The organism is Pseudomonas sp. Pseusp21 (assembly GCF_059492145.1).
The window spans coordinates 2240888-2266450 of sequence record NZ_CP168520.1; the positions used below are offsets into that span (position 1 = coordinate 2240888).

The 25563-nt window shown below is 59.8% G+C and carries 27 protein-coding genes and 1 tRNA gene; 8 read left to right on the top strand and 20 right to left on the bottom strand.

Annotated elements, in window-relative coordinates; genetic code table 11:
* Window positions 1-259 precede the first annotated feature (259 nt).
* From gcsR to ACEN93_RS10160, 7 genes are all read left to right on the top strand, one after another.
* A complete protein-coding gene (gene gcsR / locus ACEN93_RS10130) occupies window positions 260-1768 on the top strand; it encodes a transcriptional regulator GcsR (RefSeq protein ID WP_011335629.1) in 1509 nt (502 codons plus the stop codon).
* Between the two features lie 306 nt (window positions 1769-2074).
* Window positions 2075-2458, top strand: coding sequence for a glycine cleavage system protein GcvH (gene gcvH / locus ACEN93_RS10135; RefSeq protein ID WP_074688335.1), 384 nt, complete (start codon window positions 2075-2077; stop codon window positions 2456-2458).
* Between the two features lie 10 nt (window positions 2459-2468).
* The gene (gcvP, locus tag ACEN93_RS10140) at window positions 2469-5321 is read left to right on the top strand and encodes an aminomethyl-transferring glycine dehydrogenase (protein ID WP_495611360.1); all 2853 of its coding nucleotides are present in this window, start codon (window positions 2469-2471) and stop codon (window positions 5319-5321) included.
* Window positions 5322-5441: 120 nt separating this feature from the next.
* Window positions 5442-6818: an L-serine ammonia-lyase gene (locus tag ACEN93_RS10145; RefSeq protein ID WP_103387393.1), complete on the top strand. Its 1377-nt coding sequence runs from the start codon at window positions 5442-5444 to the stop codon at window positions 6816-6818.
* 51 nt (window positions 6819-6869) lie between these two features.
* Window positions 6870-7994 (top strand): glycine cleavage system aminomethyltransferase GcvT, encoded by a 1125-nt coding sequence (gene gcvT, locus ACEN93_RS10150; protein ID WP_074688341.1) that lies wholly within the window; start codon window positions 6870-6872, stop codon window positions 7992-7994.
* A 404-nt stretch (window positions 7995-8398) separates the two neighbouring features.
* Window positions 8399-8611 carry a cold-shock protein gene (locus tag ACEN93_RS10155; protein ID WP_007951194.1) on the top strand — a complete coding sequence of 71 codons (213 nt, stop codon included), beginning with the start codon at window positions 8399-8401 and terminating at the stop codon, window positions 8609-8611.
* A gap of 97 nt (window positions 8612-8708) precedes the next feature.
* Window positions 8709-9197: an RDD family protein gene (locus tag ACEN93_RS10160; RefSeq protein ID WP_039766024.1), complete on the top strand. Its 489-nt coding sequence runs from the start codon at window positions 8709-8711 to the stop codon at window positions 9195-9197.
* Window positions 9198-9255: 58 nt separating this feature from the next.
* Here ACEN93_RS10160 and nadA read toward each other — a convergent pair whose 3' ends face one another.
* The 19 genes from nadA to ACEN93_RS10255 form a co-directional block, all read right to left on the bottom strand.
* Window positions 9256-10314 (bottom strand): quinolinate synthase NadA, encoded by a 1059-nt coding sequence (gene nadA / locus ACEN93_RS10165; RefSeq protein ID WP_039766022.1) that lies wholly within the window; start codon window positions 10312-10314, stop codon window positions 9256-9258.
* A 270-nt stretch (window positions 10315-10584) separates the two neighbouring features.
* Window positions 10585-10660: transfer RNA gene (locus ACEN93_RS10170), tRNA-Lys, on the bottom strand.
* Window positions 10661-10723: 63 nt separating this feature from the next.
* Complete coding sequence (gene queC / locus ACEN93_RS10175; RefSeq protein ID WP_007951197.1) at window positions 10724-11416, bottom strand: 7-cyano-7-deazaguanine synthase QueC; 693 nt, start codon at window positions 11414-11416, stop codon at window positions 10724-10726.
* 1 nt (window position 11417) lies between these two features.
* Window positions 11418-12065 (bottom strand): 7-carboxy-7-deazaguanine synthase QueE, encoded by a 648-nt coding sequence (gene queE / locus ACEN93_RS10180; RefSeq protein ID WP_495611361.1) that lies wholly within the window; start codon window positions 12063-12065, stop codon window positions 11418-11420.
* Between the two features lie 164 nt (window positions 12066-12229).
* Window positions 12230-13069 (bottom strand): tol-pal system protein YbgF, encoded by an 840-nt coding sequence (gene ybgF, locus ACEN93_RS10185; protein ID WP_414882084.1) that lies wholly within the window; start codon window positions 13067-13069, stop codon window positions 12230-12232.
* A gap of 6 nt (window positions 13070-13075) precedes the next feature.
* Window positions 13076-13573 carry a peptidoglycan-associated lipoprotein Pal gene (gene pal, locus ACEN93_RS10190; RefSeq protein ID WP_003178634.1) on the bottom strand — a complete coding sequence of 166 codons (498 nt, stop codon included), beginning with the start codon at window positions 13571-13573 and terminating at the stop codon, window positions 13076-13078.
* Window positions 13574-13625: 52 nt separating this feature from the next.
* On the bottom strand, window positions 13626-14906 hold the full coding sequence (gene tolB, locus ACEN93_RS10195) for a Tol-Pal system beta propeller repeat protein TolB (protein ID WP_166742344.1): 1281 nt from the start codon (window positions 14904-14906) through the stop codon (window positions 13626-13628).
* A gap of 17 nt (window positions 14907-14923) precedes the next feature.
* The gene (tolA, locus tag ACEN93_RS10200) at window positions 14924-16003 is read right to left on the bottom strand and encodes a cell envelope integrity protein TolA (protein WP_064383749.1); all 1080 of its coding nucleotides are present in this window, start codon (window positions 16001-16003) and stop codon (window positions 14924-14926) included.
* Complete coding sequence (gene tolR / locus ACEN93_RS10205) at window positions 16003-16455, bottom strand: protein TolR (protein ID WP_162130475.1); 453 nt, start codon at window positions 16453-16455, stop codon at window positions 16003-16005. The genes tolA and tolR overlap by 1 nt, the downstream gene beginning before the upstream one ends.
* A gap of 23 nt (window positions 16456-16478) precedes the next feature.
* Window positions 16479-17174: a protein TolQ gene (tolQ, locus tag ACEN93_RS10210; RefSeq protein WP_007912733.1), complete on the bottom strand. Its 696-nt coding sequence runs from the start codon at window positions 17172-17174 to the stop codon at window positions 16479-16481.
* The gene (gene ybgC, locus ACEN93_RS10215) at window positions 17164-17631 is read right to left on the bottom strand and encodes a tol-pal system-associated acyl-CoA thioesterase (RefSeq protein WP_007951203.1); all 468 of its coding nucleotides are present in this window, start codon (window positions 17629-17631) and stop codon (window positions 17164-17166) included. The genes tolQ and ybgC overlap by 11 nt, the downstream gene beginning before the upstream one ends.
* Window positions 17632-17758: 127 nt before the next feature.
* Complete coding sequence (gene ruvB / locus ACEN93_RS10220) at window positions 17759-18820, bottom strand: Holliday junction branch migration DNA helicase RuvB (protein WP_011335643.1); 1062 nt, start codon at window positions 18818-18820, stop codon at window positions 17759-17761.
* Window positions 18821-19429 carry a Holliday junction branch migration protein RuvA gene (gene ruvA / locus ACEN93_RS10225; protein ID WP_007951205.1) on the bottom strand — a complete coding sequence of 203 codons (609 nt, stop codon included), beginning with the start codon at window positions 19427-19429 and terminating at the stop codon, window positions 18821-18823.
* Between the two features lie 114 nt (window positions 19430-19543).
* Window positions 19544-20071, bottom strand: a complete 528-nt coding sequence (gene ruvC, locus ACEN93_RS10230; RefSeq protein ID WP_007962095.1) for a crossover junction endodeoxyribonuclease RuvC — start codon at window positions 20069-20071, stop codon at window positions 19544-19546.
* A 140-nt stretch (window positions 20072-20211) separates the two neighbouring features.
* Window positions 20212-20958 carry a YebC/PmpR family DNA-binding transcriptional regulator gene (locus ACEN93_RS10235; protein WP_003227527.1) on the bottom strand — a complete coding sequence of 249 codons (747 nt, stop codon included), beginning with the start codon at window positions 20956-20958 and terminating at the stop codon, window positions 20212-20214.
* Between the two features lie 124 nt (window positions 20959-21082).
* Entirely contained in the window at window positions 21083-22858 is a 1776-nt protein-coding gene (gene aspS, locus ACEN93_RS10240; protein ID WP_039766011.1) for an aspartate--tRNA ligase, read from the bottom strand.
* A gap of 108 nt (window positions 22859-22966) precedes the next feature.
* Complete coding sequence (locus ACEN93_RS10245) at window positions 22967-23188, bottom strand: FmdB family zinc ribbon protein (protein ID WP_007951210.1); 222 nt, start codon at window positions 23186-23188, stop codon at window positions 22967-22969.
* A gap of 119 nt (window positions 23189-23307) precedes the next feature.
* Window positions 23308-23649: a ribbon-helix-helix domain-containing protein gene (locus ACEN93_RS10250; protein WP_414882080.1), complete on the bottom strand. Its 342-nt coding sequence runs from the start codon at window positions 23647-23649 to the stop codon at window positions 23308-23310.
* Between the two features lie 241 nt (window positions 23650-23890).
* On the bottom strand, window positions 23891-24361 hold the full coding sequence (locus ACEN93_RS10255; RefSeq protein ID WP_039766007.1) for a Dps family protein: 471 nt from the start codon (window positions 24359-24361) through the stop codon (window positions 23891-23893).
* A 309-nt stretch (window positions 24362-24670) separates the two neighbouring features.
* Between ACEN93_RS10255 and ACEN93_RS10260 the strand changes: the two genes are divergently transcribed.
* Window positions 24671-25273, top strand: a complete 603-nt coding sequence (locus tag ACEN93_RS10260) for a cold-shock protein (protein WP_039766005.1) — start codon at window positions 24671-24673, stop codon at window positions 25271-25273.
* A gap of 82 nt (window positions 25274-25355) precedes the next feature.
* Here ACEN93_RS10260 and ACEN93_RS10265 read toward each other — a convergent pair whose 3' ends face one another.
* Window positions 25356-25562, bottom strand: coding sequence for a SlyX family protein (locus ACEN93_RS10265; protein ID WP_007951214.1), 207 nt, complete (start codon window positions 25560-25562; stop codon window positions 25356-25358).
* Between the last annotated feature and the right edge of the window lies 1 nt (window position 25563).

Genomic DNA, 25563 nt, shown 5'->3' on the forward strand with positions numbered 1-25563 from the left:
AGGGGACTGATCCGGGGATGCTTCAGGGTTACACCGACCTGAAAGCTCTTCGCTGAATCCATAATCGACTCGATTCTTCAGGTCGATGTATCACGCAATACACCTCGGTCAGCTCCCTCTCCCTCCGGGCGGTCCGACGCTTCGGGAGGGCTGGGGTGAGGGGTGATTTTCGAGCACGACGCCGATCTCAAGATTTCACCCCAGTCCCCCATCAAGGCATACTTGCCCCCCTCCGCACTCCAGAACCCAGAACCGCCCCATGCGTATCCACGTCAGCTTCATCGACCGCGTCGGCATCACCCAGGAAGTCCTGGCTATCCTCGGCGGGCGCAATCTCAATCTGGATGCAGTGGAGATGATCCCGCCCAACGTCTACATCGACGCCCCGACCCTGAGCCCGCAAGTGCTCGAAGAACTCAAAGATGCGCTGTTTCGCGTGCGTGGTGTAGAAGCAGTGACCGTGGTCGACATTCTCCCCGGCCAGCGTCGGCACTTGCAGCTCGATGCGTTGCTCGCGGCGATGACCGACCCGGTACTGGCGCTGGACAGCGCCGGCAAGGTGCTGCTGGCCAACCCCGCGCTGATCGCCCTGTACGGTCGCGAGCCGGCGGGCGAAAGCGTTTCGGAACTGTTCAACGATCCCGGCCTGCTCGAAACCCTGCTCGAACAAGGCTTCCGCCTGCCGCTGCGGGAAATCACCGTCAATGGCCAGACCCTGTTGCTCGACGCCACGCCGATCACCGACGCCGGTGCCCTGCTCACGCTGTATCAACCCAACCGCATCGGCGAACAACTGTCGGCACTGCATCACGACCATGCCGAAGGTTTCGATGCGCTGCTCGGTGAATCGCCGCCAATCCGCACCCTCAAAGCCCGCGCCCAACGCGTCGCGGCCCTCGATGCACCGCTGCTGATCCAGGGCGAAACCGGCACCGGCAAGGAACTGGTGGCCCGCGCCTGTCACGCCATCAGCGCCCGGCACAGCGCACCCTTCCTCGCACTGAACTGCGCGGCCCTGCCGGAGAACCTCGCCGAGAGCGAACTGTTCGGCTACGCCCCCGGCGCCTTCACCGGCGCACAACGCGGCGGCAAACCGGGGCTGATGGAGCTGGCCAACCAGGGCACGGTGTTCCTCGACGAAATCGGCGAGATGTCGCCGTACTTGCAGGCCAAACTGCTGCGATTCCTCAATGACGGCAGCTTCCGTCGGGTTGGCGGCGATCGTGAGGTAAAGGTCAACGTGCGGATTCTCAGCGCGACCCACCGCGACCTGGAGAAAATGGTCAGCGAAGGCCTGTTCCGCGAAGACCTGTTCTACCGCCTCAACGTGCTCAACGTCGAAGTACCGCCGCTACGTGAACGCGGTCAGGACATTCTGTTGCTGGCGCGCTATTTCATGCAGCAGGCCTGCGCGCAGATCCAGCGACCGGTCTGCCGCCTCGCTCCGGGCACTTACCCGGCGCTGCTCGGCAACCGCTGGCCGGGCAACGTGCGGCAATTACAGAACGTGATCTTCCGCGCCGCCGCCATTTGCGAAAGCAGCCTGGTGGACATCGGCGACCTCGACATCGCCGGCACCTCCGTGGCACGCCAGACCGACACCGACGTCGACAGCCTGGAAGAAGCGGTGGAAGCCTTCGAGAAATCGTTGCTGGAAAAACTCTACGTCAGCTACCCCTCGACCCGCCAACTGGCCAGCCGCCTGCAAACCTCGCACACCGCAATTGCCCATCGGCTGCGCAAGTATGGGATTCCGGGCAAAGCCTGAGACCGCGCCAAAAACGACCTCCATCTGTACTGAAAGCGCTACAGCGGAACGATATCGCTACACCCTCCTCCGATCACCGCTGTGCAAGGCTTTGATCCGGTTCAGCTTTTTTCTTCGCCCCACGCTGTAGCGATTTCGCTACAGCTAACGTATTTGCGCTCGCCCGAAAAACCATCAAGCAATTGATTTATAACGATATTTTTACGTTGGCCGCGTTCTTGCTAAGTAACCGCTCATAAAATCAGGGCATTGCCGCCCGAGTATTCCACCGCGTCCACCAGACGAGTCTGGCCCCTAGGAGATTCCATGAGCGAGTTGCGTTTTACTGAAGATCACGAATGGCTGCGCGCCGAAGCCGATGGTTCTGTCACCGTTGGCATCACCGCTTTCGCGCAGAACGCCCTGGGCGACGTGGTGTTCGTGCAACTGCCTGAATTGCAGGCGTACGACAAAGGCGCCGAAGCCGCCACCGTGGAATCGGTAAAAGCCGCCAGCGGCGTTTACATGCCGCTGGACGGTGAAGTCCTGGCCACCAACCCGGCCCTGGAAGACAGCCCTGAGCTGGTCAACGAAGATCCGCTGGGCGAAGGCTGGTTCTTCCGCTTCAAGCCAGCCGACGCTTCTGCCGTCGCCAAGCTGCTGGATCAGGACGCCTACGACCGCCTGATCAAAGCCCAAGCCGAAGCCTGAGGAACCTGACATGACCCAAGTAAATCTCGGCACCGCCAACGAATTCATCGCCCGTCACATCGGCCCGCGCGCCGGTGACGAGCAAGCCATGCTCAACAGCCTTGGCTTCGACTCGCTCGAAGCCCTGAGCGCCAGCGTCATCCCGGAAAGCATCAAGGGCACCAGCGTGCTCGGCCTCGACGACGGCCTGAGCGAAGCCGATGCCCTGGCGATGATCAAAGGCATCGCCGGCAAGAACCAGCTGTTCAAGACCTACATCGGCCAGGGCTACTACAACTGCCACACGCCGTCGCCGATCCTGCGCAACCTGCTGGAAAACCCGGCCTGGTACACCGCTTACACCCCGTACCAGCCAGAAATTTCCCAGGGCCGTCTCGAAGCGCTGCTGAACTTCCAGACCCTGATCAGCGACCTTACCGGCCTGCCGATCGCCAATGCCTCCCTGCTCGACGAAGCCACCGCCGCTGCCGAAGCCATGACCTTCTGCAAACGCCTGAGCAAGAACAAGGGCAGCCACCAGTTCTTCGCCTCGATCCACAGCCATCCGCAAACCCTCGACGTGCTGCGCACCCGTGCCGAGCCTCTGGGCATCGACGTAGTCGTGGGCGATGAGCGTGAGCTGACCGACGTGACGCCGTTCTTCGGCGCACTGCTGCAATACCCGGCCAGCAACGGTGATGTGTTCGACTATCGCGAACTGACCGAACGCTTCCACGCCGCCAACGCACTGGTCGCGGTAGCCGCTGACCTGCTGGCCCTGACCCTGTTGACCCCGCCGGGCGAGTTCGGCGCGGACGTGGCGATCGGCAGCGCCCAGCGTTTCGGCGTGCCGCTGGGCTTCGGTGGTCCGCACGCGGCTTACTTCTCGACTAAAGATGCGTTCAAGCGCGACATGCCGGGCCGTCTGGTCGGTGTCTCGGTTGACCGCTTCGGCAAACCGGCCCTGCGTCTGGCGATGCAGACTCGCGAGCAACACATCCGCCGCGAGAAAGCCACGTCGAACATCTGCACCGCACAAGTGCTGCTGGCCAACATCGCCAGCATGTACGCCGTGTACCACGGCCCGAAAGGCCTGACCCGGATCGCCAACCGCGTGCATCACCTCACCGCGATTCTGGCCAAGGGCATGAGCGCACTGGGCGTGACCGTCGAGCAAGCCAGCTTCTTCGACACCCTGACCCTGGCCACCGGCGCACAAACCACCGCGCTGCATGACAAGGCTCGCGCTCAACAGATCAACCTGCGTGTGATCGACGCTCAGCGTCTGGGCCTGTCGGTCGACGAAACCACTACCCAGGCCGACATCGAAACCCTGTGGGCCCTGTTCGCCGACGGCAAGACCCTGCCGGAGTTCGCTGCTCTCGCCGCTGCCGCGCAAAGCACCATTCCAGCCGCACTGATTCGTCAGTCGCCGATCCTCAGCCACCCGGTGTTCAACCGCTATCACTCGGAAACCGAGCTGATGCGCTACCTGCGCAAGCTGGCGGACAAGGACCTGGCACTGGATCGCACTATGATTCCGCTGGGTTCGTGCACCATGAAACTCAACGCCGCCAGCGAAATGATCCCGGTGACCTGGGCTGAATTCGGCGCCCTGCACCCGTTCGCCCCGGCCGAGCAAAGCGCCGGTTACCAGCAACTGACCGACGAGCTGGAAGCGATGCTCTGCGCCGCCACCGGTTACGACTCGATCTCGCTGCAACCGAACGCTGGTTCCCAGGGTGAGTACGCAGGTCTGCTGGCGATTCGCGCCTATCACCAGAGCCGTGGCGAAGACCGTCGCGACATCTGCCTGATCCCGTCGTCCGCCCACGGCACCAACCCGGCGACCGCACAAATGGCCGGCATGCGCGTGGTCGTGACCGCGTGCGACGCCCGTGGCAACGTGGACATCGAAGATCTGCGCGCCAAGGCCATCGAGCACCGCGAACACCTCGCCGCACTGATGATCACCTACCCGTCGACCCACGGCGTGTTCGAAGAAGGCATCCGCGAAATCTGCGGCATCATTCATGACAACGGCGGCCAGGTGTACATCGACGGCGCCAACATGAACGCGATGGTCGGCCTCTGCGCACCAGGCAAGTTCGGCGGCGACGTGTCGCACCTGAACCTGCACAAGACCTTCTGCATCCCGCATGGCGGTGGCGGCCCGGGCGTCGGCCCGATCGGCGTGAAATCGCACCTGACTCCGTTCCTGCCGGGCCACGGCCACATGGAACGCAAGGAAGGCGCGGTCTGCGCAGCACCGTTCGGCAGCGCGAGCATTCTGCCGATCACCTGGATGTACATTCGCATGATGGGTGGCGCAGGCCTGAAGCGCGCTTCGCAACTGGCGATCCTCAATGCCAACTACATTTCCCGTCGCCTGGAAGAGCACTATCCAGTGCTGTACACCGGCAGCAACGGTCTGGTGGCGCACGAATGCATCCTGGATCTGCGTCCACTGAAAGACAGCAGCGGCATCAGCGTCGATGACGTCGCCAAGCGCCTGATCGACTTCGGCTTCCACGCCCCGACCATGTCGTTCCCGGTGGCCGGCACGCTGATGATCGAGCCGACCGAAAGCGAATCCAAGGAAGAACTGGACCGCTTCTGCGACGCCATGATCCGCATCCGCGAAGAAATCCGCGCGGTGGAAAACGGCACGCTGGACAAGGAAGACAACCCACTGAAGAACGCTCCGCACACTGCGGCAGAGCTGGTCGGCGAGTGGACTCACCCGTACAGCCGCGAGCAGGCGGTGTACCCGGTGGCGTCGTTGATCGAAGGCAAGTACTGGCCGCCGGTCGGTCGCGTCGACAACGTGTTCGGCGACCGCAACCTGGTCTGCGCCTGCCCGTCGATCGAAAGCTACGCTTAAAAAGAAGCAGCTATAAGCTTCAAGCCTCAAGTTGCAAGCTTCAAGCAACAAGTCAAAAGCCGACCGCTCTTGCTTGCAGCTTGAAGCTTGCCGCTTACAACTGCTCCGCAGGAGCCTCTCATGTCGTTAAGCGTGTTCGACCTGTTCAAGATTGGCATCGGCCCCTCCAGCTCCCACACCGTCGGCCCGATGCGCGCAGCTGCGCGCTTCGCCGAAGGCCTGCGCCGGGAGAACCTGTTGTCGGCCACCACCAGCGTCAGGGTCGAGTTGTATGGATCCCTCGGCGCCACGGGCAAGGGTCACGGCAGCGACAAGGCCGTGTTGCTGGGCCTGGAAGGTGAACACCCGGACACCGTGGATACCGAAACCGTCGCCGCCCGTCTCTCGGAGATTCGTGGCAGCGGCCGTTTGAACCTGCTCGGCGAACACAGCATTGCGTTCAACGAGAAAGAACACCTGGCCATGATCCGCAAGCCGTTGGCCTATCACCCCAACGGCATGATCTTCCGTGCCTTCGATGCGGCGGGATTGCAGATCCGCAGCCGCGAGTACTACTCGGTCGGCGGTGGTTTTGTGGTCGACGAAGACGCGGCCGGAGCCGACCGCATAGTCGAAGACACCACCCCGCTGACCTTCCCGTTCAAAAGCGCCAAGGACTTGCTCAGTCACTGCGCCACCTACGGGCTGTCGATCAGCCAGGTGATGCTGACCAACGAAAGCGCCTGGCGCCCGGAAGCGGAAACCCGCGCCGGCCTGCTGAAAATCTGGCAAGTGATGCAGGACTGCGTGGCCGCCGGCTGCCGCAACGAAGGCATTCTGCCGGGTGGCCTTAAGGTCAAGCGGCGGGCGGCGGCGTTGCATCGGCAACTGTGCAAGAACCCGGAATCGTCGCTGCGCGATCCGCTGTCGGTGCTGGACTGGGTCAACCTCTACGCCTTGGCCGTCAACGAAGAAAACGCCAATGGCGGGCGCGTGGTCACGGCACCGACCAATGGCGCAGCGGGGATCATTCCTGCGGTGCTGCATTACTACATGCGCTTTATTCCCGGCGCGAACGATGACGGCGTGGTGCGTTTTCTGCTGACCGCGGCGGCCATCGGCATTCTGTACAAGGAAAACGCCTCGATTTCCGGCGCCGAAGTCGGCTGTCAGGGCGAGGTCGGCGTGGCCTGTTCGATGGCGGCCGGGGCGTTGTGCGAAGTCCTCGGCGGCAGCGTGCAACAAGTGGAAAACGCCGCTGAAATCGGCATGGAACACAACCTCGGCCTGACCTGCGATCCGATTGGCGGGCTGGTACAGGTGCCGTGCATCGAGCGCAACGCCATGGGCTCGGTCAAGGCGATCAACGCCGTGCGCATGGCCATGCGCGGAGACGGGCAGCACTTCGTCTCCCTCGACAAGGTCATCCGCACCATGCGCCAGACCGGCGCCGACATGAAAAGCAAATACAAGGAGACCGCCCGTGGCGGTCTGGCGGTCAACATTATCGAGTGTTAATTAGCCCCCTCTTCCTCCGGGAAAGGGTTGGTGTGAATTAAGGAGTCACGCATGTCCACCGAACAACTGTCGAAAACCCCGCTGCACGCTCTGCACCTCGAACTCGGCGCCCGCATGGTGCCGTTCGCCGGCTACGACATGCCGGTGCAATACCCGCTGGGCGTGATGAAGGAACACCAGCACACCCGTGAGCAGGCCGGGCTGTTCGATGTCTCGCACATGGGCCAGATCCGCCTGACCGGCGCCAATGCCGCCAAAGCCCTGGAAACCCTGGTGCCGGTAGACATCATCGACCTGCCGGTCGGCATGCAGCGCTACGCGATGTTCACCAACGAAACCGGCGGCATTCTCGATGACCTGATGGTCGCCAACCTCGGCAATGACGAGCTGTTCCTGGTGGTCAACGCCGCGTGCAAGGACCAGGACCTGGCCCATCTGCAAAAACACATCGGCGATCAATGCAAGATCGAGCCACTGTTCGAAGAACGCGCCCTGCTCGCCCTGCAAGGCCCGGCCGCCGTGACCGTGCTGGCACGCCTGGCGCCGGAAGTGGCGAAAATGACTTTCATGCAATTCACCCGCGTGAAGCTGCTGGGCGTTGACTGCTTTGTCAGCCGTTCCGGCTACACCGGTGAAGACGGTTTCGAAATCTCGGTTCCGGCAGCCGATGCGGAAAAACTCGCCCGCGCCCTGCTGGCCGAACCGGAAGTCGCCGCCATCGGTCTCGGCGCCCGTGACTCGCTGCGCCTGGAAGCCGGCCTGTGCCTGTACGGCCACGACATGAACACCGAGACCACGCCGATCGAAGCCAGCCTGCTGTGGGCAATCTCCAAACCTCGGCGTGCCGATGGTGCCCGCGCCGGGGGTTTCCCGGGTGCGGAGCAAGTCTTCGCTCAACAGCAAAACGGCGTGTCGCGCAAACGCGTCGGCCTGCTGCCGCAAGAGCGTACGCCGGTCCGTGAAGGTGCAGAGATCGTCAACGACGCTGGCGAAATCGTCGGTAGCGTGTGCAGCGGCGGGTTCGGCCCGACCCTGGGCGGTCCGTTGGCCATGGGTTACCTGGACAGCGCTTACGTCGCACTCGATACGCCCGTTTGGGCAATTGTTCGTGGGAAAAAGGTGCCATTGCTTGTAAGCAAAATGCCATTTGTTCCACAACGCTACTATCGCGGTTGATCGACTGTTTCTATAAGTAACGCGATTGCGTTATGCGTGCACTAATGTGTAACGCAATCGCCATAAAACAGTGCACTCCACTTACATACGATTCGAATTTGAACTTGGCTTATAACGTTCGAAAACAATTGAACAAGCTAATCGTATAAGCCGGACTAGTGAATCGACTAAGTGCCAGCAAGCGCAGGAAAACCGGGGCCTTCGCGGGGCTTGTTTTTTCTCCCGTAGTTGGCGTAGAGTTTGTCCACTGTGTTTGCATGGGTCAGCTTGGAATCGTGACCTGGGCAGTAGCCTACAAGTTAGCTACATCCCGTTCGACGTCTTCTTACTCTCCTGCAACCAGCCCCAGTACTCTTTCATGAGAAGGAGACTGTCATCAATTTTTGCGTCAAAGGAAATAAGAAATGTCCACACGTCAGAGCGGTACCGTCAAGTGGTTTAACGACGAGAAAGGTTTTGGTTTTATCACTCCAGAAAGCGGTCCGGATCTGTTCGTGCATTTCCGCGCCATTCAGGGCAACGGCTTCAAGAGCCTGAAAGAAGGCCAGAAAGTGACCTTCGTTGCTGTGCAGGGCCAGAAAGGCATGCAAGCTGATGAAGTCATCGCAGAAGCCTGATTTTCTGTAACGAAAAAGCCCCTGATATTGATATCAGGGGCTTTTTTGTGGGCGCAAATCCGTAAAATGGCGCTTCACTTTCCGTCCAGAGGCTGCCATGTCGAAACACCTGCTCACCCCCCAGGGCGATTTCCCCGCCGTCGGCCTGGGTCGTCGTCTGGCAGCGATGTTCTATGACTTTTTGCTGTGCACCGCTCTGCTGATCGTGACGGGTTTTGTTTACAAGCTGATCCAGGCGGCAATCATCGGCGAAGAGCGCCTGCGCGTCATGACCGACGCCGGGCAGCTGGATGGCGATCCGCTTTACTCCACGGTGCTGCTGTTGGTGCTGTTTGGCTTCTTTGCCAAATTCTGGACCCACGCCGGTCAGACCCTGGGCATGCAGGTCTGGGGCATTCGCGTGCAGAACGCCGATGGCACTGCGATCAGCCTGTGGCAGGCGCTGCTGCGGTTCATGGTGTCGATTGCGTCGTGGCTGTGCCTGGGCCTTGGATTCTTCTGGTCGCTGTTCGACAAACAGAAACGCGCCTGGCATGACATCTACTCCGACACACAGCTCGTGCGAATTCCGAAGAAAACCAAATAATCCTCCAGATGCAAAAACGCCCCGATCCAATCGGGGCGTTTTTGTTTGCGTCGCAAGGTCAGGCGTTGCCGGCCAGTTTCATCCGTGCGGCCTGAGTGAAATCGAGCATGCGCTTGAGCGGACGAATCGCCTGAGGAATCAGGGCCGGGTCGACGAAGATCTCGTTCGAGCCCTCCTTCAGGCACTTCAGCGTGCGTTCAAGGGTATTCATGGCCATCCACGGGCAATGTGCGCAACTGCGGCATGCCGCGCCGTTACCGGCGGTTGGCGCCTCGATGAAGACCTTGTCCGGGCACAGCTGCTGCATCTTGTAGAAGATGCCGCGGTCGGTAGCGACGATCAGAGTCTTGTTCGGCAGCGATTGAGCGGCGGCAATCAGCTGACTGGTGGAACCGACGGCGTCCGCCAACTCGATCACCGAGGTCGGCGACTCCGGATGCACCAGAATGGCGGCGTCCGGGTACAGCGCTTTCATGTCTTCCAGCTGCTTGGACTTGAACTCTTCGTGGACGATGCATGCACCATCCCAGAGCAGCATGTCGGCGCCGGTCTGACGCTGGATGTAGGTGCCCAGGTGCTTGTCCGGACCCCAGATAATGGTTTCGCCGTTGTCCATCAGGCTTTCGACGATTTCCAGCGCACAACTGGAGGTCACCACCCAGTCGGCCCGGGCTTTGACGGCGGCCGAGGTGTTGGCGTATACCACCACGGTGCGTTCCGGATGCTGATCACAGAACGCCGAGAACTCATCCACCGGGCAACCCAGATCCAGCGAGCAGGTGGCTTCCAGGGTCGGCATCAACACACGTTTTTCAGGGTTGAGAATCTTCGCGGTCTCGCCCATGAATTTCACGCCGGCGACCACCACGGTCTTGGCCGGATGGGCGTTGCCGAAGCGGGCCATTTCCAGGGAATCGGAAACACATCCGCCGGTTTCTTCGGCGAGGGCCTGGATGATCGGATCGCAATAAAAGTGGGCAACCAGCACCGCGTCCTGAGCCTTGAGCTCGGCGGCGATGGCAGAACGGTAATAAGCCTCTTCCTCGGCTGTCAGCGGCTTGGGCTGCTTGGCGTCGAGGTGGGCTTGTACCAGAAGGCGTTCGGAAATCTGCGTCATGTTCGCAAGACCTGCAGGCGCATTCGCGCGAAAGTCGAGTATACACCCGGCTCCGGACCGCTTGAGGGTACCGCCGGGAAAGTGAGTATTATCAGGCACGGACAGCAATGAAGCTGCGCAAGGCTACAGAATATCCCGTTGATACAAAAGATGATTCTGACCTGCGTCACGGCGGAAAGAAACGAAGGGAGGCATGCCTGAATCGCAGGCAAAAAAAAATCCGGAAATCCTCACTTTCGTGGGCCTTCCAGACTTTTAAAACAGCAAAAATGGTGGGTCGTGTGGGATTCGAACCTACGACCAATTGGTTAAAAGCCAACTGCTCTACCAACTGAGCTAACGACCCGCTGTGTGGTGGCGCGTATAATACTGATTTTTAAGGACTATTCAACACCTAATTTGAAAAAAATCAAAAATAAGGTGTCGGGTCGCTGATTCCGGCCGCCGCGAAGCCTTCTGCACGCAGTCGGCAGCTGTCGCATTTACCACAAGCACGCCCGTCATCGTCAGCCTGATAGCAGGAAACAGTCAGCCCGTAATCAACGCCAAGCTTCACCCCCGCCTGGACGATCTGCGCCTTGCTCAGATTCTGCAGCGGTGCCTGGATGCGGAAACCATTGCCTTCCACCCCGGCCTTGGTCGCCAGATTGGCCATGCGCTCGAACGACTCGATGAACTCGGGACGGCAATCCGGGTAACCGGAGTAATCCACCGCGTTGACGCCGATAAAGATGTCACGGGCGCCGAGCACTTCAGCCCAACCCAGGGCCAGCGACAGGAAAACTGTATTGCGCGCCGGCACGTAAGTCACCGGGATGCCTTCGCCCAGCTCTTCCGGGATATCGATGCTGGTGTCGGTCAGGGCCGAACCGCCCATGCCGTTCAGGTTCAGGCCGATCACCTTGTGCTCGACCACGCCCAGATCGCGGGCAACGCGAGCAGCAGCATGCAGCTCGGCGTGGGAACGCTGACCGTAATCGAAACTCATGGTGTAGCAGGCGTAGCCTTCAGCGCGGGCCATGGCCACGACAGTGGCCGAGTCCAGGCCACCCGACAGCAGGATTACCGCACGTTTTTGGCTAGTGTTCAGTTGTTCAGTCATCTCAGCGCCCCGGCTCATCATTCCATAGATATTTATGCAGCTGCAGTTGCAGGCGCACTGGCAGGTTATCCGCCACCACCCAGTCCGCCAGATCCCGAGCATTCAGGTCGTGGTGACTTGGAGAAAACAGCACTTCACCCGCACGTCGTTCCAGACCGTACTGGATCAGCTTCGATACCGCCCAGTCATAGTCCTCCCGCGAGCAGATGACAAACTTCACCTGATCGTTGGGCTTCAGCAGTTCGATGTTCTCGTAACGGTTGCGATGGGCTTCTTTGGAGTCTGGCGTCTTCAGGTCGACCACCCGACTGACCCGCGGATCAACCGCCGAGATGTCGAGGGCGCCGCTGGTTTCCAGCGAGACTTCGTAGCCGGCATCGCACAACTGCTTGAGCAAAGGGATGGCATTGGGTTGTGCCAACGGCTCACCGCCAGTGACGCAGACGTAGCGCGGGCGAAAGCCGGCCACTTGCTCGAGGATGTCGTCGAGGGTGCGGATCGTGCCACCGCTGAACGCGTAGGCGCTGTCGCAGTATTGGCAACGCAATGGGCAACCGGTCAGGCGCACAAAAACAGTGGGCAGCCCGGCAGTCCGCGTTTCCCCCTGCAACGAGTAGAAAACTTCGGTGATTCTCAATGTGTCTTGCATAGTCGCCACGGGCGTAACAGCTAAACAGGCTGTCCGCCTCCGTCAGGCACTTCAGGCAACCCCGCCAACGCGTAGATCACCAGAAGCGTGTTTCATAAAAGGGCGTGAATTCTAACGAAAAAACCCGCGACAAGCGCGGGTTTCTTCCAAACGGGTCAAAGCTGTTACATGCGTTGCAGATCGCGCTGGGCCAACTGAGCGGCGGACGTGCCCGGATATTGGGCCACCACCTGCTGCAGAATGCCTTTGACCTTGTCGGTATGACCGAGGCGACGCTCTACATCAGCCAGCTTGTACAGCGAATCCGGCACTTTGGCGTGCTTGGGATACAGCTGCGAAACCTTGGCGAAAGCCTGACCTGCACCTTGCAGATCGCCTTTGGCCAGGTTCACTTCACCCAGCCAGTACTGGGCATTGCCTGCGTATTGGCTGTTCGGGTATTTACGCAGGAATGCGGCAAACGCCTGGCTGGCCTTGTCGAAATCCTTGGCCTTGATCAGGTCGAAAGCGGCATCGTAATACAGCTTTTCCTTGGCCGGATCAGCCGGTTCGCTACCTGCGGCAGGTGCCTGGGCGGCAGCAGCGGCGCCGGCTCCAGCAGCAGCACCGGCAGCAGCACTTGCATCGCCACCGGCAGAAGAATTCTCGGGAGTCGCGGCTGGTGCAACGCCGGATCCTATGCGCCGATCAAGATCCTGGTATCGCTCCAGGGATTCCTGCTTCATGCGCGCAACCTGATTCTGCAGTTCTTCGATCACGCCTTGCTGGCGAGATATCTCATCCTGCATTTGTTGCAGTTGGTTGAACAGCATGCCTTGTGCCGAGGCAGGGGCCGAAGCCGCTCCCCCGGCATAGGCGCCGTTCGTACCGTAACCTGCAGGCGGATAACTGCTCCCGCTATTGTTATAACCGGAGTTGTCATCGACCACAGGAACCGCAGCCCACGCCGCAAGCGGCACGAGGCTGAGAGCCAGAACAGTTACAGCACGACGGCACGTTCGCATATCGAATTACTTACGCAGTTCGACGCGACGGTTTTGAGCCCAGGACTGCTCGTCGTTGCCGGTAGCAACTGGACGCTCTTCGCCGTAGGAAACCAGTTCCAGCTGAGCTGGGGAAACACCTTGCAGTACCAGGTAGCGCTGAACGGCTTTCGCACGACGCTCGCCCAGTGCCATGTTGTACTCACGAGTACCACGTTCGTCGGTGTTGCCTTCCAGAACAACGCGAGCGCCGTTTGCTTTCAGGTCTTTGGCGTGAACGTCCAGAGCGCGCATGGCTTCTGGCTTCAGGTCCGAGCTGTCGTATTCGAAGTAGAAGGTGGTGATTGCGCGCAGAGCAGCTTCTTCGCTCAGGGAACCGTCAACTGCACCAGTGTTTGCGCCGTAACCAGCGTTTGGATCAACAGCGCCTTCACCGGCGTTGTCGCCGCCTTTGGACGAGCAACCTACAGCTACAGCCATGGCCAGAGCCAGCGCAGCAAATTTACCAAACTTCAGCATTTCCATCGTGAAACTCCTAATGAACCCCAGTGTGTTAAGTAAAACGTAAAGCGCCGCGTCAGTTCAGGTAAGGGGACCAGGACGGTTCTCTGACTTCGCCTTGAGCGGTAGGAAGCGGGAGCCTCACGCGTCCATTAATGGACACGAGCATCAAGACTCCCCGGCCCTGCTGGCGGGTGGCGTAGATTACCATGGTGCCGTTGGGCGCAACAGTAGGCGACTCGTCCAGAGTGCTATCAGTGAGGATTTTTACACTTCCGCGCTGCAAATCCTGAGCCGCCACTTTGAAATTGGTGAAACCGTCCTGACGATGGATCATCACCAGGGTCTTTTCATCCGCCGAAAGCTTGGGGTTGGCGTTGTAGTTGCCCACGAACGTCACACGCTCGGCACCGCCACCACCAGCGCTGGTCTTGTAGATCTGCGGTTTGCCGCCACGGTCGGAGGTGAAGTAGATGGTCGAACCATCCTTGCCCCAGTACGGTTCGGTGTTGATCCCAGGACCTGCGGTCACGCGGGTGATCTGACGCGAACCGAGGTTCATCACGTAGATGTCCGGGTTACCGTCTTTCGACAGCACGAACGCCAGGCGATTGCCGTCCGGCGACCAGGCTGGCGCGCCGTTCAGGCCTTCGAAGTTGGTGATCTGCTCGCGGCGACCGGTGTCGATGTTCTGCATGAAGATGCGCGGACGCTTCTGTTCGAACGACACGTAGGCGATACGCTTGCCGTCCGGTGCAAAACGCGGCGAAAGGATCGGCTCACGGGATTGCAGCAGGGTCACGGCACGGGCGCCGTCATAGTCCGAACGCTGCAGGGTGTAACGGGTGTTCTTCTCGGAGAAACGCTCGGCCGTGACGTACAGCAGGCGAGTCGAGAATGCACCTTTGATACCGGTCAGTTTTTCGAACGACTGATCGGAGATGTAGTGCGCCATGTCGCGCAGCTGTTCGGTGGTACCGGACACGCTGCCGTCAGCCACTTTCTGCTCGGTGGCGACGTTGAACAGAGCCCACTGCACCTGCAGACGGCCACCGGCCGGCACGATGCTGCCGACCATCATGTATTGCGCGCCCACCGCCTTCCAGTCACGGAAGATGATTTCGCTCGGCTGGCTTGGCTGGCTGATCATGTTTTGCTTTGGAATCGGCGAGTAATAGCCCGAGTTACGCAAATCGTTACCAATGATTTCAGCCATGTCATCCGGCAGGACGGCACCGCCCTGGAAACCGAACGGTACGACGGCAATCGGAGTCGCCCGATCGCTGCCGCTGGTGACCAGAATGTTCTTTTCATCCGCCATCGCGATCCCTGCCATGCAGCAGATCACGACCAGCATTCCTCGAAGAAGGTTTCTCACAAGGCTAGATCCTCAGGTGTGAATGTCATCTTGAATGAACGATACGGAGCGAAATCGCTCGGCTTCATTCCCTGCATTTCCGTCAAACGTCCAATATTCTTGACCGCTGCCACTGCTGACGCATCGAACGGACCGTCGCCACTGGACTTGGCCACGCTGACCGAGGTCACCGTACCGTCCGGCAACATGCCGATCTGCAGCACAACCGTCATGCCTTTGCGTGCTGAAGGTGGACGCGCCCAGCCTTCTGCTGCCCGCGCACGAATCAGGTCATCGAAACTGCCCGCGACTTCGTCGCCCTGCTCATCGGCCAAGGCCTGCTGGCGCTGCGGCGTGTCGGAAAGCAAATCTGCCAGGGCCTGAGCCTTCTTGTCTTCGGCGGATTTACGTGCCGCTTCCTGCGCTTTCTTCTTCGCAGCATCGGCAGCAGCTTTCTTCTTCGCGTCTTCGGCGACTTTCTTCTTCGCCTCTTCAGCTTCAGCTTTCTTCTTGGCGTCTTCGGCGGCTTTCTTTTTCGCGTCTTCGACGATCTTCTTCTTGGCTTCTTCAGCGGCCGCTTTCTTGGCCTCTTCTTCAGCAGCCTTTTTGGCTTCTTCTTCGGCTTTCTTCTTGGCTATATCAGCCAATTGTTTCTCTTCTGCCTTCTTGGCTTCGGCGGCTTTCTTGGCGTCGTCGGCTTTCTTGGCTTCATCAGCCTTCTTCGCCTCGTCCGCTTTCTTCGCCTCATCGGCCTTCTTGGCTTCCTCGGCCTTTTGAGCCGCTTCTTCTTTCTTTTGTTCCGCAGCCTTCACCGCTTCCTGCTCGACCTTTTTCTGCTCCATCTGCTCGACTTCGGTCTGGCGCGCGGCGGATTTCTTCGCCTCACCCGCAATCTTCTGATTGGTCTGAGTGGTTGCCTGACTTTTCGATTTCAGCTGGTACAGGGTCGCCTGAACAATCGGCTTGGCTGGCGGCAGCTCCGGGGTCAGGGCGAAACTGACAAACAGCATGCCGAACACCAGCACGTGCAAGCCAATCGCCCAGACACTAGGCCAGAAGTAGCTTTCCGAGGCGGACGGCTCTCGCTGTTGCTGCATCAGGGCGCCTCGGTGATCAAGCCAACGTTACCGACCCCGGCTTTCTGCAACCCGCCCATGGCACCCATGACGGAGCCATAATCGACGGACTTGTCGCCACGGATGAAGACCTGGGTACGCTTGCCGCCTTCAGTGCCGGCGCGAATGATTTTGGTCACCGCGTCGGTCATCTGTGGCAGGGTCATGGCCCGGTCCTGCTGCTTCTCGGTGTCGACTTCGCTGCCAAGGTTCCAGTAGTAGGTCTTGTCCGACTTGATCGAAATGGTCAGCACCTGGGTGTTGTTGTCCTGCGGCAAGGCTTCGCTGGAAACCTTGGGCAGATCCACTTTCACGCCCTGATTGAGCATCGGCGCAGTCACCATGAAGATGACCAGCAGCACCAGCATCACGTCGATGTAAGGCACTACGTTCATCTCGGCGACCGGCTTGCGCTTGTGTCGGGCTCGAGTGATTAAAGCCATCGGGAAATACCTGCTTATTCTTCGCTGGTGTGCACTTTGCGGTGCAGGATCGCCTGGAATTCATCGGCGAAGGTGTAGTAGCGGCTCAGCAAGGTTTCGCTGCGGGCAGAGAAACGGTTGTAAGCGATAACGGCCGGGATCGCGGCAAACAGACCGATCGCGGTGGCGATCAGGGCTTCGGCGATGCCGGGAGCCACGGTAGCCAGAGTGGCCTGCTGGGCGCTGGCCAGACCGCGGAACGAGTTCATGATCCCCCAGACGGTACCGAACAGACCGATGTACGGGCTGACGGAACCTACGGTGGCGAGGAACGGCAGGCTCTGCTCGAGCTTTTCTTCTTCGCGGGAGATGGCGACACGCATGGCACGGGCCACACCTTCCATCACCGCTTCAGGATCGACGCCTGGCTGCTGACGCAGACGGGAGAACTCCTTGAAGCCGGCACGGAAGATCTGCTCGACGCCCGAATCCGGATCCGGGTTGCTGCCGGCCTGACGATAGAGTTTGGACAGGTCGATACCCGACCAGAAGCGCTCCTCGAAGCTCTCCAGGGCACGTCGACCGGCGCGCAGCAGGTTGCTGCGCTGAAAGATCATGATCCATGAGGTCACCGATGCGGCCACCAGGGTCAACATTACCAACTGCACCACGATGCTGGCATTGCTGACCAGGCTCCACATGGAGGAATGGTCGACGACGTTAGCTTCCACGCTTTATCTCCTGCTTTGAGTGTGTACCCGTGCCGACCGCGTCGGCAAAGGCCGCACGCAGGTCTTCGGGAAGGGCCCGGGGTTTCAAACTGTTAGTGCGCACACAGGCCACCAGAAACTGCCCTTCGCAGAGCAGCACATTATCCGTTGCCCGCCTGACCTGCTGTCGAAAGCGCAGGCTGGCACGGTTCAATTCGATTACATCAGCGCTTACCAGAAGCTCGTCGTCCAGTCGCGCCGGCGCGTGATAACGCGCTTCGCTGGAATGCACGACGAACAACAGGTCCTCCCCTGCCAGCGCCGACTGGGCAAAGCCCAGCTCCCGGAGCCGCTCGGTTCGAGCCCGTTCCATAAACTTGAGGTAATTAACGTAATACACGATGCCGCCCGCATCGGTGTCCTCGTAATAAACGCGACAACGATGTGCGAACGGCTCAAGCCCGTTTTGCGCGCGCATACTCTAGTGCTTACTCCTCGGGTTGCCAATCCGGCCAGGCAACTGTTTTTCATTGTTCGAAGGCTTTACCGCAAAAGTACCGTCCTGTGACAGTACAAACGCTGAATAAATCGACAATAAATGTGTATCAATCGTCCACGGCATCGAGAAACTCGTCTACCACGGGCATTTCGCCCATTCGTGTCGGGATGTTTAAACCAAAATGCAGGTACGCGTGGCGGGTCACCACCCTGCCCCGCGGCGTACGCATGATGTAGCCCTGCTGAATCAGGTACGGCTCAAGCACATCTTCAATGGTGTGGCGCTCTTCGCTGATCGCCGCCGCCAGACTGTCGATGCCCACCGGGCCGCCGTCAAACTTCTCGATCATGGTCAACAGCAGACGCCGGTCCTGATGATCGAAACCATGCTCGTCCACGTCCAGCAGGTTCAGCGCCAGATCTGCGACGGACTTGGTGATGTGGCCCTTGGCCCGGACTTCGGCGAAATCCCGCACCCGGCGCAGCAGACGGTTGGCGATCCGCGGCGTGCCACGGGCGCGGCGGGCAATCTCGAAAGAGCCTTCCGGATCCAGCGGCAAGCCGAGGATATTCGCCGAACGGCTGACAATCGTCGCCAGGTCAGCGGTGCTGTAGAACTCGAGGCGCTGGACGATACCGAAACGGTCACGCAAAGGGTTGGTCAGCATGCCCGCCCGCGTGGTGGCACCGACCAAGGTGAACGGTGGCAGATCGAGTTTGATCGAACGCGCCGCCGGCCCTTCACCGATCATGATGTCGAGCTGGAAATCTTCCATGGCCGGGTACAGTACTTCTTCGACGATCGGCGACAGACGATGGATTTCATCGATGAACAGCACGTCGTGCGGCTCAAGATTGGTCAACAGCGCCGCCAGATCCCCCGGACGCTCCAGCACCGGACCGGAAGTGCTCTTGATCGACACGCCCATTTCCTGGGCGATGATGTTGGCCAGCGTGGTTTTACCCAGCCCCGGCGGACCGAAGATCAGGGTGTGGTCGAGGGATTCGCTACGGCCACGGGCGGCCTGGATAAACAGTTCCATCTGCTCGCGAACGGTCGGCTGGCCGATGTACTCGGCCAGGCTGACGGGACGTATCGCCCGATCCTGGACTTCTTCGCGCTCACGCGGACTGTGCGTGGCGGCGATCAGACGATCAGCTTCAATCACTTAAATCATTCCCTTCAGGGCACGTCGAATCATGTCTTCGCTGCTCAGGCCTTTCTCTTTGATCGCGGAAATCGCCTTGCTCGCTTCCTGTGGCTTGTAGCCCAGGGAAATCAGTGCACTGACCGCATCGTTCTCGGCGGTGTTGACCGGCGCCGGGCCGTCCGGCTGGTTCGGCACCAGGGCGAACATGGCCGGCGAGGTTTCCCAGGCCTTGAAGCGATCCTTCAGTTCGACCAGCAGACGCTCGGCGGTTTTCTTGCCCACGCCCGGCACCTTGGTCAGCGCCGAGGTGTCCTGGGATTGCACGCAGCGGATCAGTTCGTCGACTTCCAGACTCGACATCAAGGCCAGGGCCAGTTTCGGCCCTACACCATTGAGACGGATCAACTCGCGAAAAAAGTCTCGCTCACGCTTGCCGGCAAAACCATAGAGTAACTGCGCGTCTTCGCGTACGACCAAATGGGTGTGCAGGGTCAGCGGTTCACCGACCGACGGCAGGCGATAAAGGGTGGTCATGGGCACTTCCAACTCATACCCGAGGCCGTTTACATCCAGAATCAGGTGCGGCGGCTGTTTCTCAGCCAGAGTACCGCGCAAGCGTCCAATCACGTTTCAGATCCTTGAGCGTTGGCCAGCCGTGGGCTGGCGACCGACAGAGCATGGATTCACGGCCGACAACCCAGGCACGAAATCCACATTCCGTAAAAATGACTGCTGATGCTATCAGAGACGCAGGCGCCCGCCACGACTGCGTGCCGTTCCCAAGCCGTGCGGTAACAGACTCGAGCGTGTGTGGGCATGACAAATGGCAATGGCCAGGGCATCCGATGCATCGATTTGCGGTTTGCTGGTCAGCTTGAGCATGTGCATGACCATCATCTGCACCTGCTCTTTATTAGCGGCACCCGTGCCGACCACGGCCTGCTTGACCTGGGTGGCCGTGTACTCGGCTATTTCCAGGCATTCTTCGGCGCCGGCAACAATAGCGGCCCCCCGGGCCTGCCCGAGCTTCAGCGCCGAATCGGCGTTTTTTGCCATGAACACCTTTTCGATGCCCATGGTGACCGGACCGTAGGTCTGGATGATTTCGCGCACGCCGCGATAAACGATCTGCAGACGCTCATGCAGCTCGCCGGCTCCAGTGCGGATACAACCCGAGGCGACATAGATGCAGCCGCCACGTCCGGTATCGCGAACAATGCCGTAACCGGTAATGCGCGAACCGGGGTCGATACCAAGAATTAAAGTCATAAGCCTGCTGGTTCGAAGAAACACAAAAACAAATGAGGGAGCTGGCTTGTCAGCGATGACGGTGTGTCAGGCGCCATCATTACCTGATGTGCCGACGCCATCGCTGGCAAGCCAGCTCCCACATTGAAGCCTAGTCGCTCTTAACCGAGCTGAGCGGCCACGTCTTCCGGAATGTCCGCGTTGGAATAGACGTTCTGCACGTCGTCCAGGTCTTCCAGCATGTCGATCAGCTTGAGCACCTTCTCGGCGCCCTCCAGATCCAGCTCGGCGCTGGTGGTCGGCTGCATGACGATTTCCGCGTCATCACCCTTGAAACCGGCGGCCTCCAGGGCATTGCGTACCGCGTAGAAACTGGTGAACGAGGTGAACACATCGATCGAGCCGTCTTCGTGGCTGACCACGTCGTCGGCATCGGCTTCCAGCGCGGCCTCTGTCAGCGCGTCTTCGTCAACGCCCGGGGCAAAGCTGATCTGGCCCTTGCGTTCGAACAGATAGGCTACCGAACCGTCGGTACCGAGGTTGCCGCCACACTTGCTGAACGCATGGCGAACAGCTGCTGCGGTGCGGTTACGGTTGTCGGTCATGCACTCGACCATCACCGCCACGCCGCCCGGGCCGTAACCTTCGTAGGTCAGTTCTTCAACGTTGTCGGCCTCGGTCGCGCCGGCGCCACGGGCCACGGCACGGTCGATGATGTCCCGGCTCATGTTGGCGCCCAGCGCCTTGTCCAGCGCCAGACGCAGACGCGGGTTGGAGCCCGGATCACCGCCGCCCTGACGGGCCGCCACGGTCAGCTCGCGGATCCACTTGGTGAAGATCTTGCCTCTCTTGGCATCCTGGCGTTCTTTGCGGTGCTTGATGTTCGCCCACTTGGAATGACCTGCCATAACTCGCTCCGAATTCTCTTGAACAATGCCCGCCATGCAGATGCATCGGCCAGCAAAAAAATCTTGTTTTCAATCACTGCAGAAAGAAAAAAGGCGCATCCGAAGATGCGCCTTCAGGCCCGTCTTACTCGGCCTTTGGCGTTTCGCGCAAACGGATGTGCAATTCGCGCAATGCCTTCGCATCCACGACACCCGGCGCCTGCGTCATCACGTCGGCAGCACTCTGGGTTTTCGGGAAGGCAATCACTTCACGGATCGACTGGGCGCCGGTCATCAGCATCACCAGACGGTCCAGACCGAAGGCCAGACCACCGTGCGGCGGCGCGCCGTATTTCAGGGCGTCGAGCAGGAAGCCGAACTTCTCTTCCTGTTCCGCTTCGTTGATGCCCAGCAGACGGAATACCGCCTGTTGCATCTCCTTGCGGTGGATACGGATCGAACCGCCACCCAGCTCGGTGCCGTTCAGCACCATGTCGTAGGCACGGGACAGAGCGCCGGCCGGGTTGGCTTCCAGCTCTTCCGGCGAGCACTTCGGTGCGGTGAACGGGTGGTGCAGAGCGGAGAAGCTGCCGTCGTCGTTCTCTTCGAACATCGGGAAGTCGACGACCCACATCGGCGCCCATTCGCAGGTCAGCAGCTTCAGGTCGTGACCGAGCTTGATACGCAGCGCGCCCAGGGCTTCACTGACGATCTTGGCCTTGTCGGCGCCGAAGAACACGATGTCGCCGTCGACTGCGCCAACGCGATCGAGGATCACGTTCAGGTTGGCTTCCGGGATGTTTTTCACGATCGGCGATTGCAGACCGTCAACACCGGCCGCACGCTCGTTGACCTTGATGTACGCCAGACCCTTGGCACCGTAGATGCCGACGAACTTGGTGTAGTCGTCGATCTGCTTGCGCGGCATGCTCGCCCCGCCTGGAACGCGCAGTGCGGCGATACGGCATTTCGGATCGTTGGCAGGGCCGCTGAAGACCTTGAAGTCCACTTCTTTCAGCTGATCGGCCACGTCGACCAGCTCCAGCGGGTTACGCAGGTCCGGCTTGTCGGAACCGTAACGGCGCATGGCTTCTTCGAACGTCATGTGCGGGAATTCGCCGAATTCCAGATCCAGCACTTCCTTGAACAGGTTGCGGATCATGCCTTCGGTCAGGCCCATGATGTCTTTTTCGTCGAGGAAGCTGGTCTCGATGTCGATCTGAGTGAACTCAGGCTGACGGTCGGCACGCAGGTCTTCGTCGCGGAAGCACTTGGCGATCTGGTAGTAGCGGTCGAAGCCGGCGACCATCAGCAGTTGCTTGAACAGCTGTGGCGATTGCGGCAACGCGAAGAACGAACCGGCGTGGGTACGGCTCGGTACGAGGTAGTCGCGCGCGCCTTCCGGCGTGGCACGGGTAAGGATCGGAGTTTCGACGTCGAGGAAGCCGTTTTCGTCGAGGTAGCGACGGATGCTGGTGGTCATGCGCGAACGCAGACGCAGCTTCTCGGCCATTTCCGGACGACGCAGGTCCAGGAAGCGATAGCGCAGGCGGGTTTCTTCGCCGACGTCGGAGTATTCGTTCAGCGGGAACGGCGGGGTTTCCGCTTCGTTCAACACTTCCAGCTCGTAGCCCAGGACTTCGATCATGCCCGACGCCATGTTGGCGTTGGTGGCACCGGCCGGACGCAGACGCACCTTGCCGGTGATCTTCACCACGTATTCGCTGCGCACGCGATCGGCGGCGGCGAAGCTCTCGGCGCGATCCGGATCGAACACTACCTGAGCTAGACCGTCACGATCACGGATATCGAGGAAAATCACCCCGCCGTGGTCGCGACGACGGTGAACCCATCCGCAAAGGGTAATTTCCTGGCCTTCCAGGCTTTCGTTCAGTTGGCCGCAATAATGGCTGCGCATCATGGTAGTGGTTCGCTTCTCGTAATTCGAAATTCGGTGGAGATCCCGCTGCACTCAAGCACTGTGCAACCTGTGGAAACTCGCGCGTGTCGTTCGACCTGGGCTTGAACCCTAGTCAGATTTGTCGCCACCGGCCAGATTCTTCTTCGCGCCGGTCTTGAAATCGGTTTCGTACCAGCCGCTGCCGCTGAGGCGAAAGCCCGGCATCGACAGCTGCTTCTTGAGTTCCGGTGCCTGACAGGCAGGGCAATCGACCAGTGGTGCGTCGCTGATCTTTTGAATGGCTTCCAACTGATGACCACAGGAAGCACATTGGTAATCGTACATCGGCATGGGGTTGTCTCGGCAATCAGATTGCCAGCACGCGCAGGGCTGTGCGGCGAAAGGGCGGGATTATAGCCATTAAATGCGGCCTGTGCAGCCGGAAGACTGCACAGGCCGTCTCGTCAGTGTCATCCCGCGCCATGCACCCCCGGAGAATCCCGCAGGCCATGCATCACACACACAACCCGCACCAGACCGCTGAAGTTTTTCACCCCGCCATGACGCAGGTGCACTTCACGATCGACACGGGACAATAGCGTGCCGACCGAACAGCAATTGTCTTCGGCCATCCGGCCCAAAATATTCCAGTAAACCTGTTCCAGCCGCATACAGGTCGCGAACCCGTTCAAACGCACCGAGCGGGATAACGGCCGGATCAACGCCATGTCGAACCCGCCGAGCAAAGGCTCCGTGGCGCTCTCTCGCTGCGTACCGACTGCGACCTCTCTTCGCCTGCCTCCATCTTCCATATCGTTGACACTCCTTTGTCATTTCTGCCTCTGTTATCAAGGCAACATCCTGCGAACTCATTAAAAGCGCAGGCGCAAAGGCAGTTCCAGATGACTTTTTGACCATCCATGTAGGATAAGCCAACGCGACAGGGAGGATCATGGAGCGGCGGATCGTCCTCCCTGTTTCCTACAGAAGGGAACGACATTTCCAGGAGAAAAGAGGAAAGCGCACGAACTAGGGTTCATGCGCTTCCAGTTATCAGGCTTCGAGCAATGCGCGCAGCATCCAGGCGGTTTTCTCGTGCACCTGCATGCGCTGGGTCAGCAGATCGGCGGTAGGTTCGTCACTGACCTTGTCCAGCAGAGGGAAAATGCCTCGTGCGGTTCGGGTGACGGCTTCCTGGCCTTCCACCAACTGCTTGATCATGTCTTCGGCACTTGGCACACCGACCTCCTCTTTAATGGAAGACAGACGGGCGTAAGTCGCATAGGCACCCGGCGCGGGAAAACCCAGCGCGCGGATGCGCTCGGCAATCGAATCGACCGCCAGGGCCAATTCGTTGTATTGCTCCTCGAACATCAGATGCAGGGTCCGGAACATCGGCCCGGTGACGTTCCAGTGGAAGTTGTGGGTCTTCAGATACAGCACATAGGTATCCGACAACAGGCGTGAGAGCCCTTCGACGATGGATTTGCGGTCTTCTTCACTGATACCGATATCGATTGCCATGCTTACCCCCTAACGGCGATTGAAATTCATCCAGTTGGTGTCGATTCACTGTAGCAAGGCCACCTCTGCCCCGCAGCCCCCGTATGAACCCGATAGACGCGACAAATCGTCCGGTACCTGCCGCTGGCCGGCGTAATTTGAGTACCCGCAGGCTTTGCTGTTAAATAGGCAGTGTGTCGCTACGCCCCGTTTTCCGGGCCTGCGCATAGGCTGATGCCGGGTACGTGTCCAACGCCTCTTTATTGTTCCGAAGCGAACCGTGCGCCTTCAGCTCTTCCTTGTGAGCCGTCATAACGTGAGTCAATAAAAATGTTGAAAATCGTCCACCTGCTAATGGGCGCAGCAGCCTTGCTGCTGTCCTTCATACCTAGCCTGAAGTCCGAAGCGGTACCTTACCTGCAACAACCCGATGCACTTTACCTGGCCTTTTTCGGCCTGCTGAACCTGATCCTTGCGCCAGTCATCCCTTACTGGAACAAAGGTCCGCGCCAGCATCTGCAAAACCTGGTCAGCGCCTTGCTGGTCCTGACCGTCGTCCTGCAAACCCTGACCCTGATCGCGCCGATGCCTGTCATCGCCGGCCAGCCAGCCGTGCTGTTCAGCCTGGTGATCGCACTGGTCGCTGTGGTTTTGCACCTGGCCGTCAGCTTCTACAAATCCTCACCGACCGCCGCCACGCAAAGCTACGACATGAGCAACCGCGATACCGGCACCGTCAAGTGGTTCAACACCTCCAAGGGCTTCGGTTTTATCTCCCGGGATTCCGGCGATGATATTTTCGTGCACTTTCGCGCCATCCGTGGCGAAGGCCACCGTGTTCTGGTCGAAGGCCAGCGCGTGGAGTTCTCGGTGATGAACCGTGACAAGGGCCTGCAGGCCGAAGACGTGATCGCCGCCCTGCCGCGTCGCTGATTCACGTCTCCCGCAATAAAAAAACCGCGTACAGCCTGGCTGTTCGCGGTTTTTTTATTGCGGGAGCACGCCCGCGCACTTCTCAATAGTGTGGCGGCGGTGCGTCTTCTTCGAAAGAACCGAACTGGCCCACCATCTCTTCCTGACGCTTGAGTACAGCTGCCATCTGCAATTGCAGACGCTCAACCACCCGCTGCTGCTCCACCAGCACATCGTTCAATGCCTGAATGGTGTCATCCTGAAACGCCAGGCGACTTTCCAGCTCGGTAACACGTTGTTCGAGGCTCATC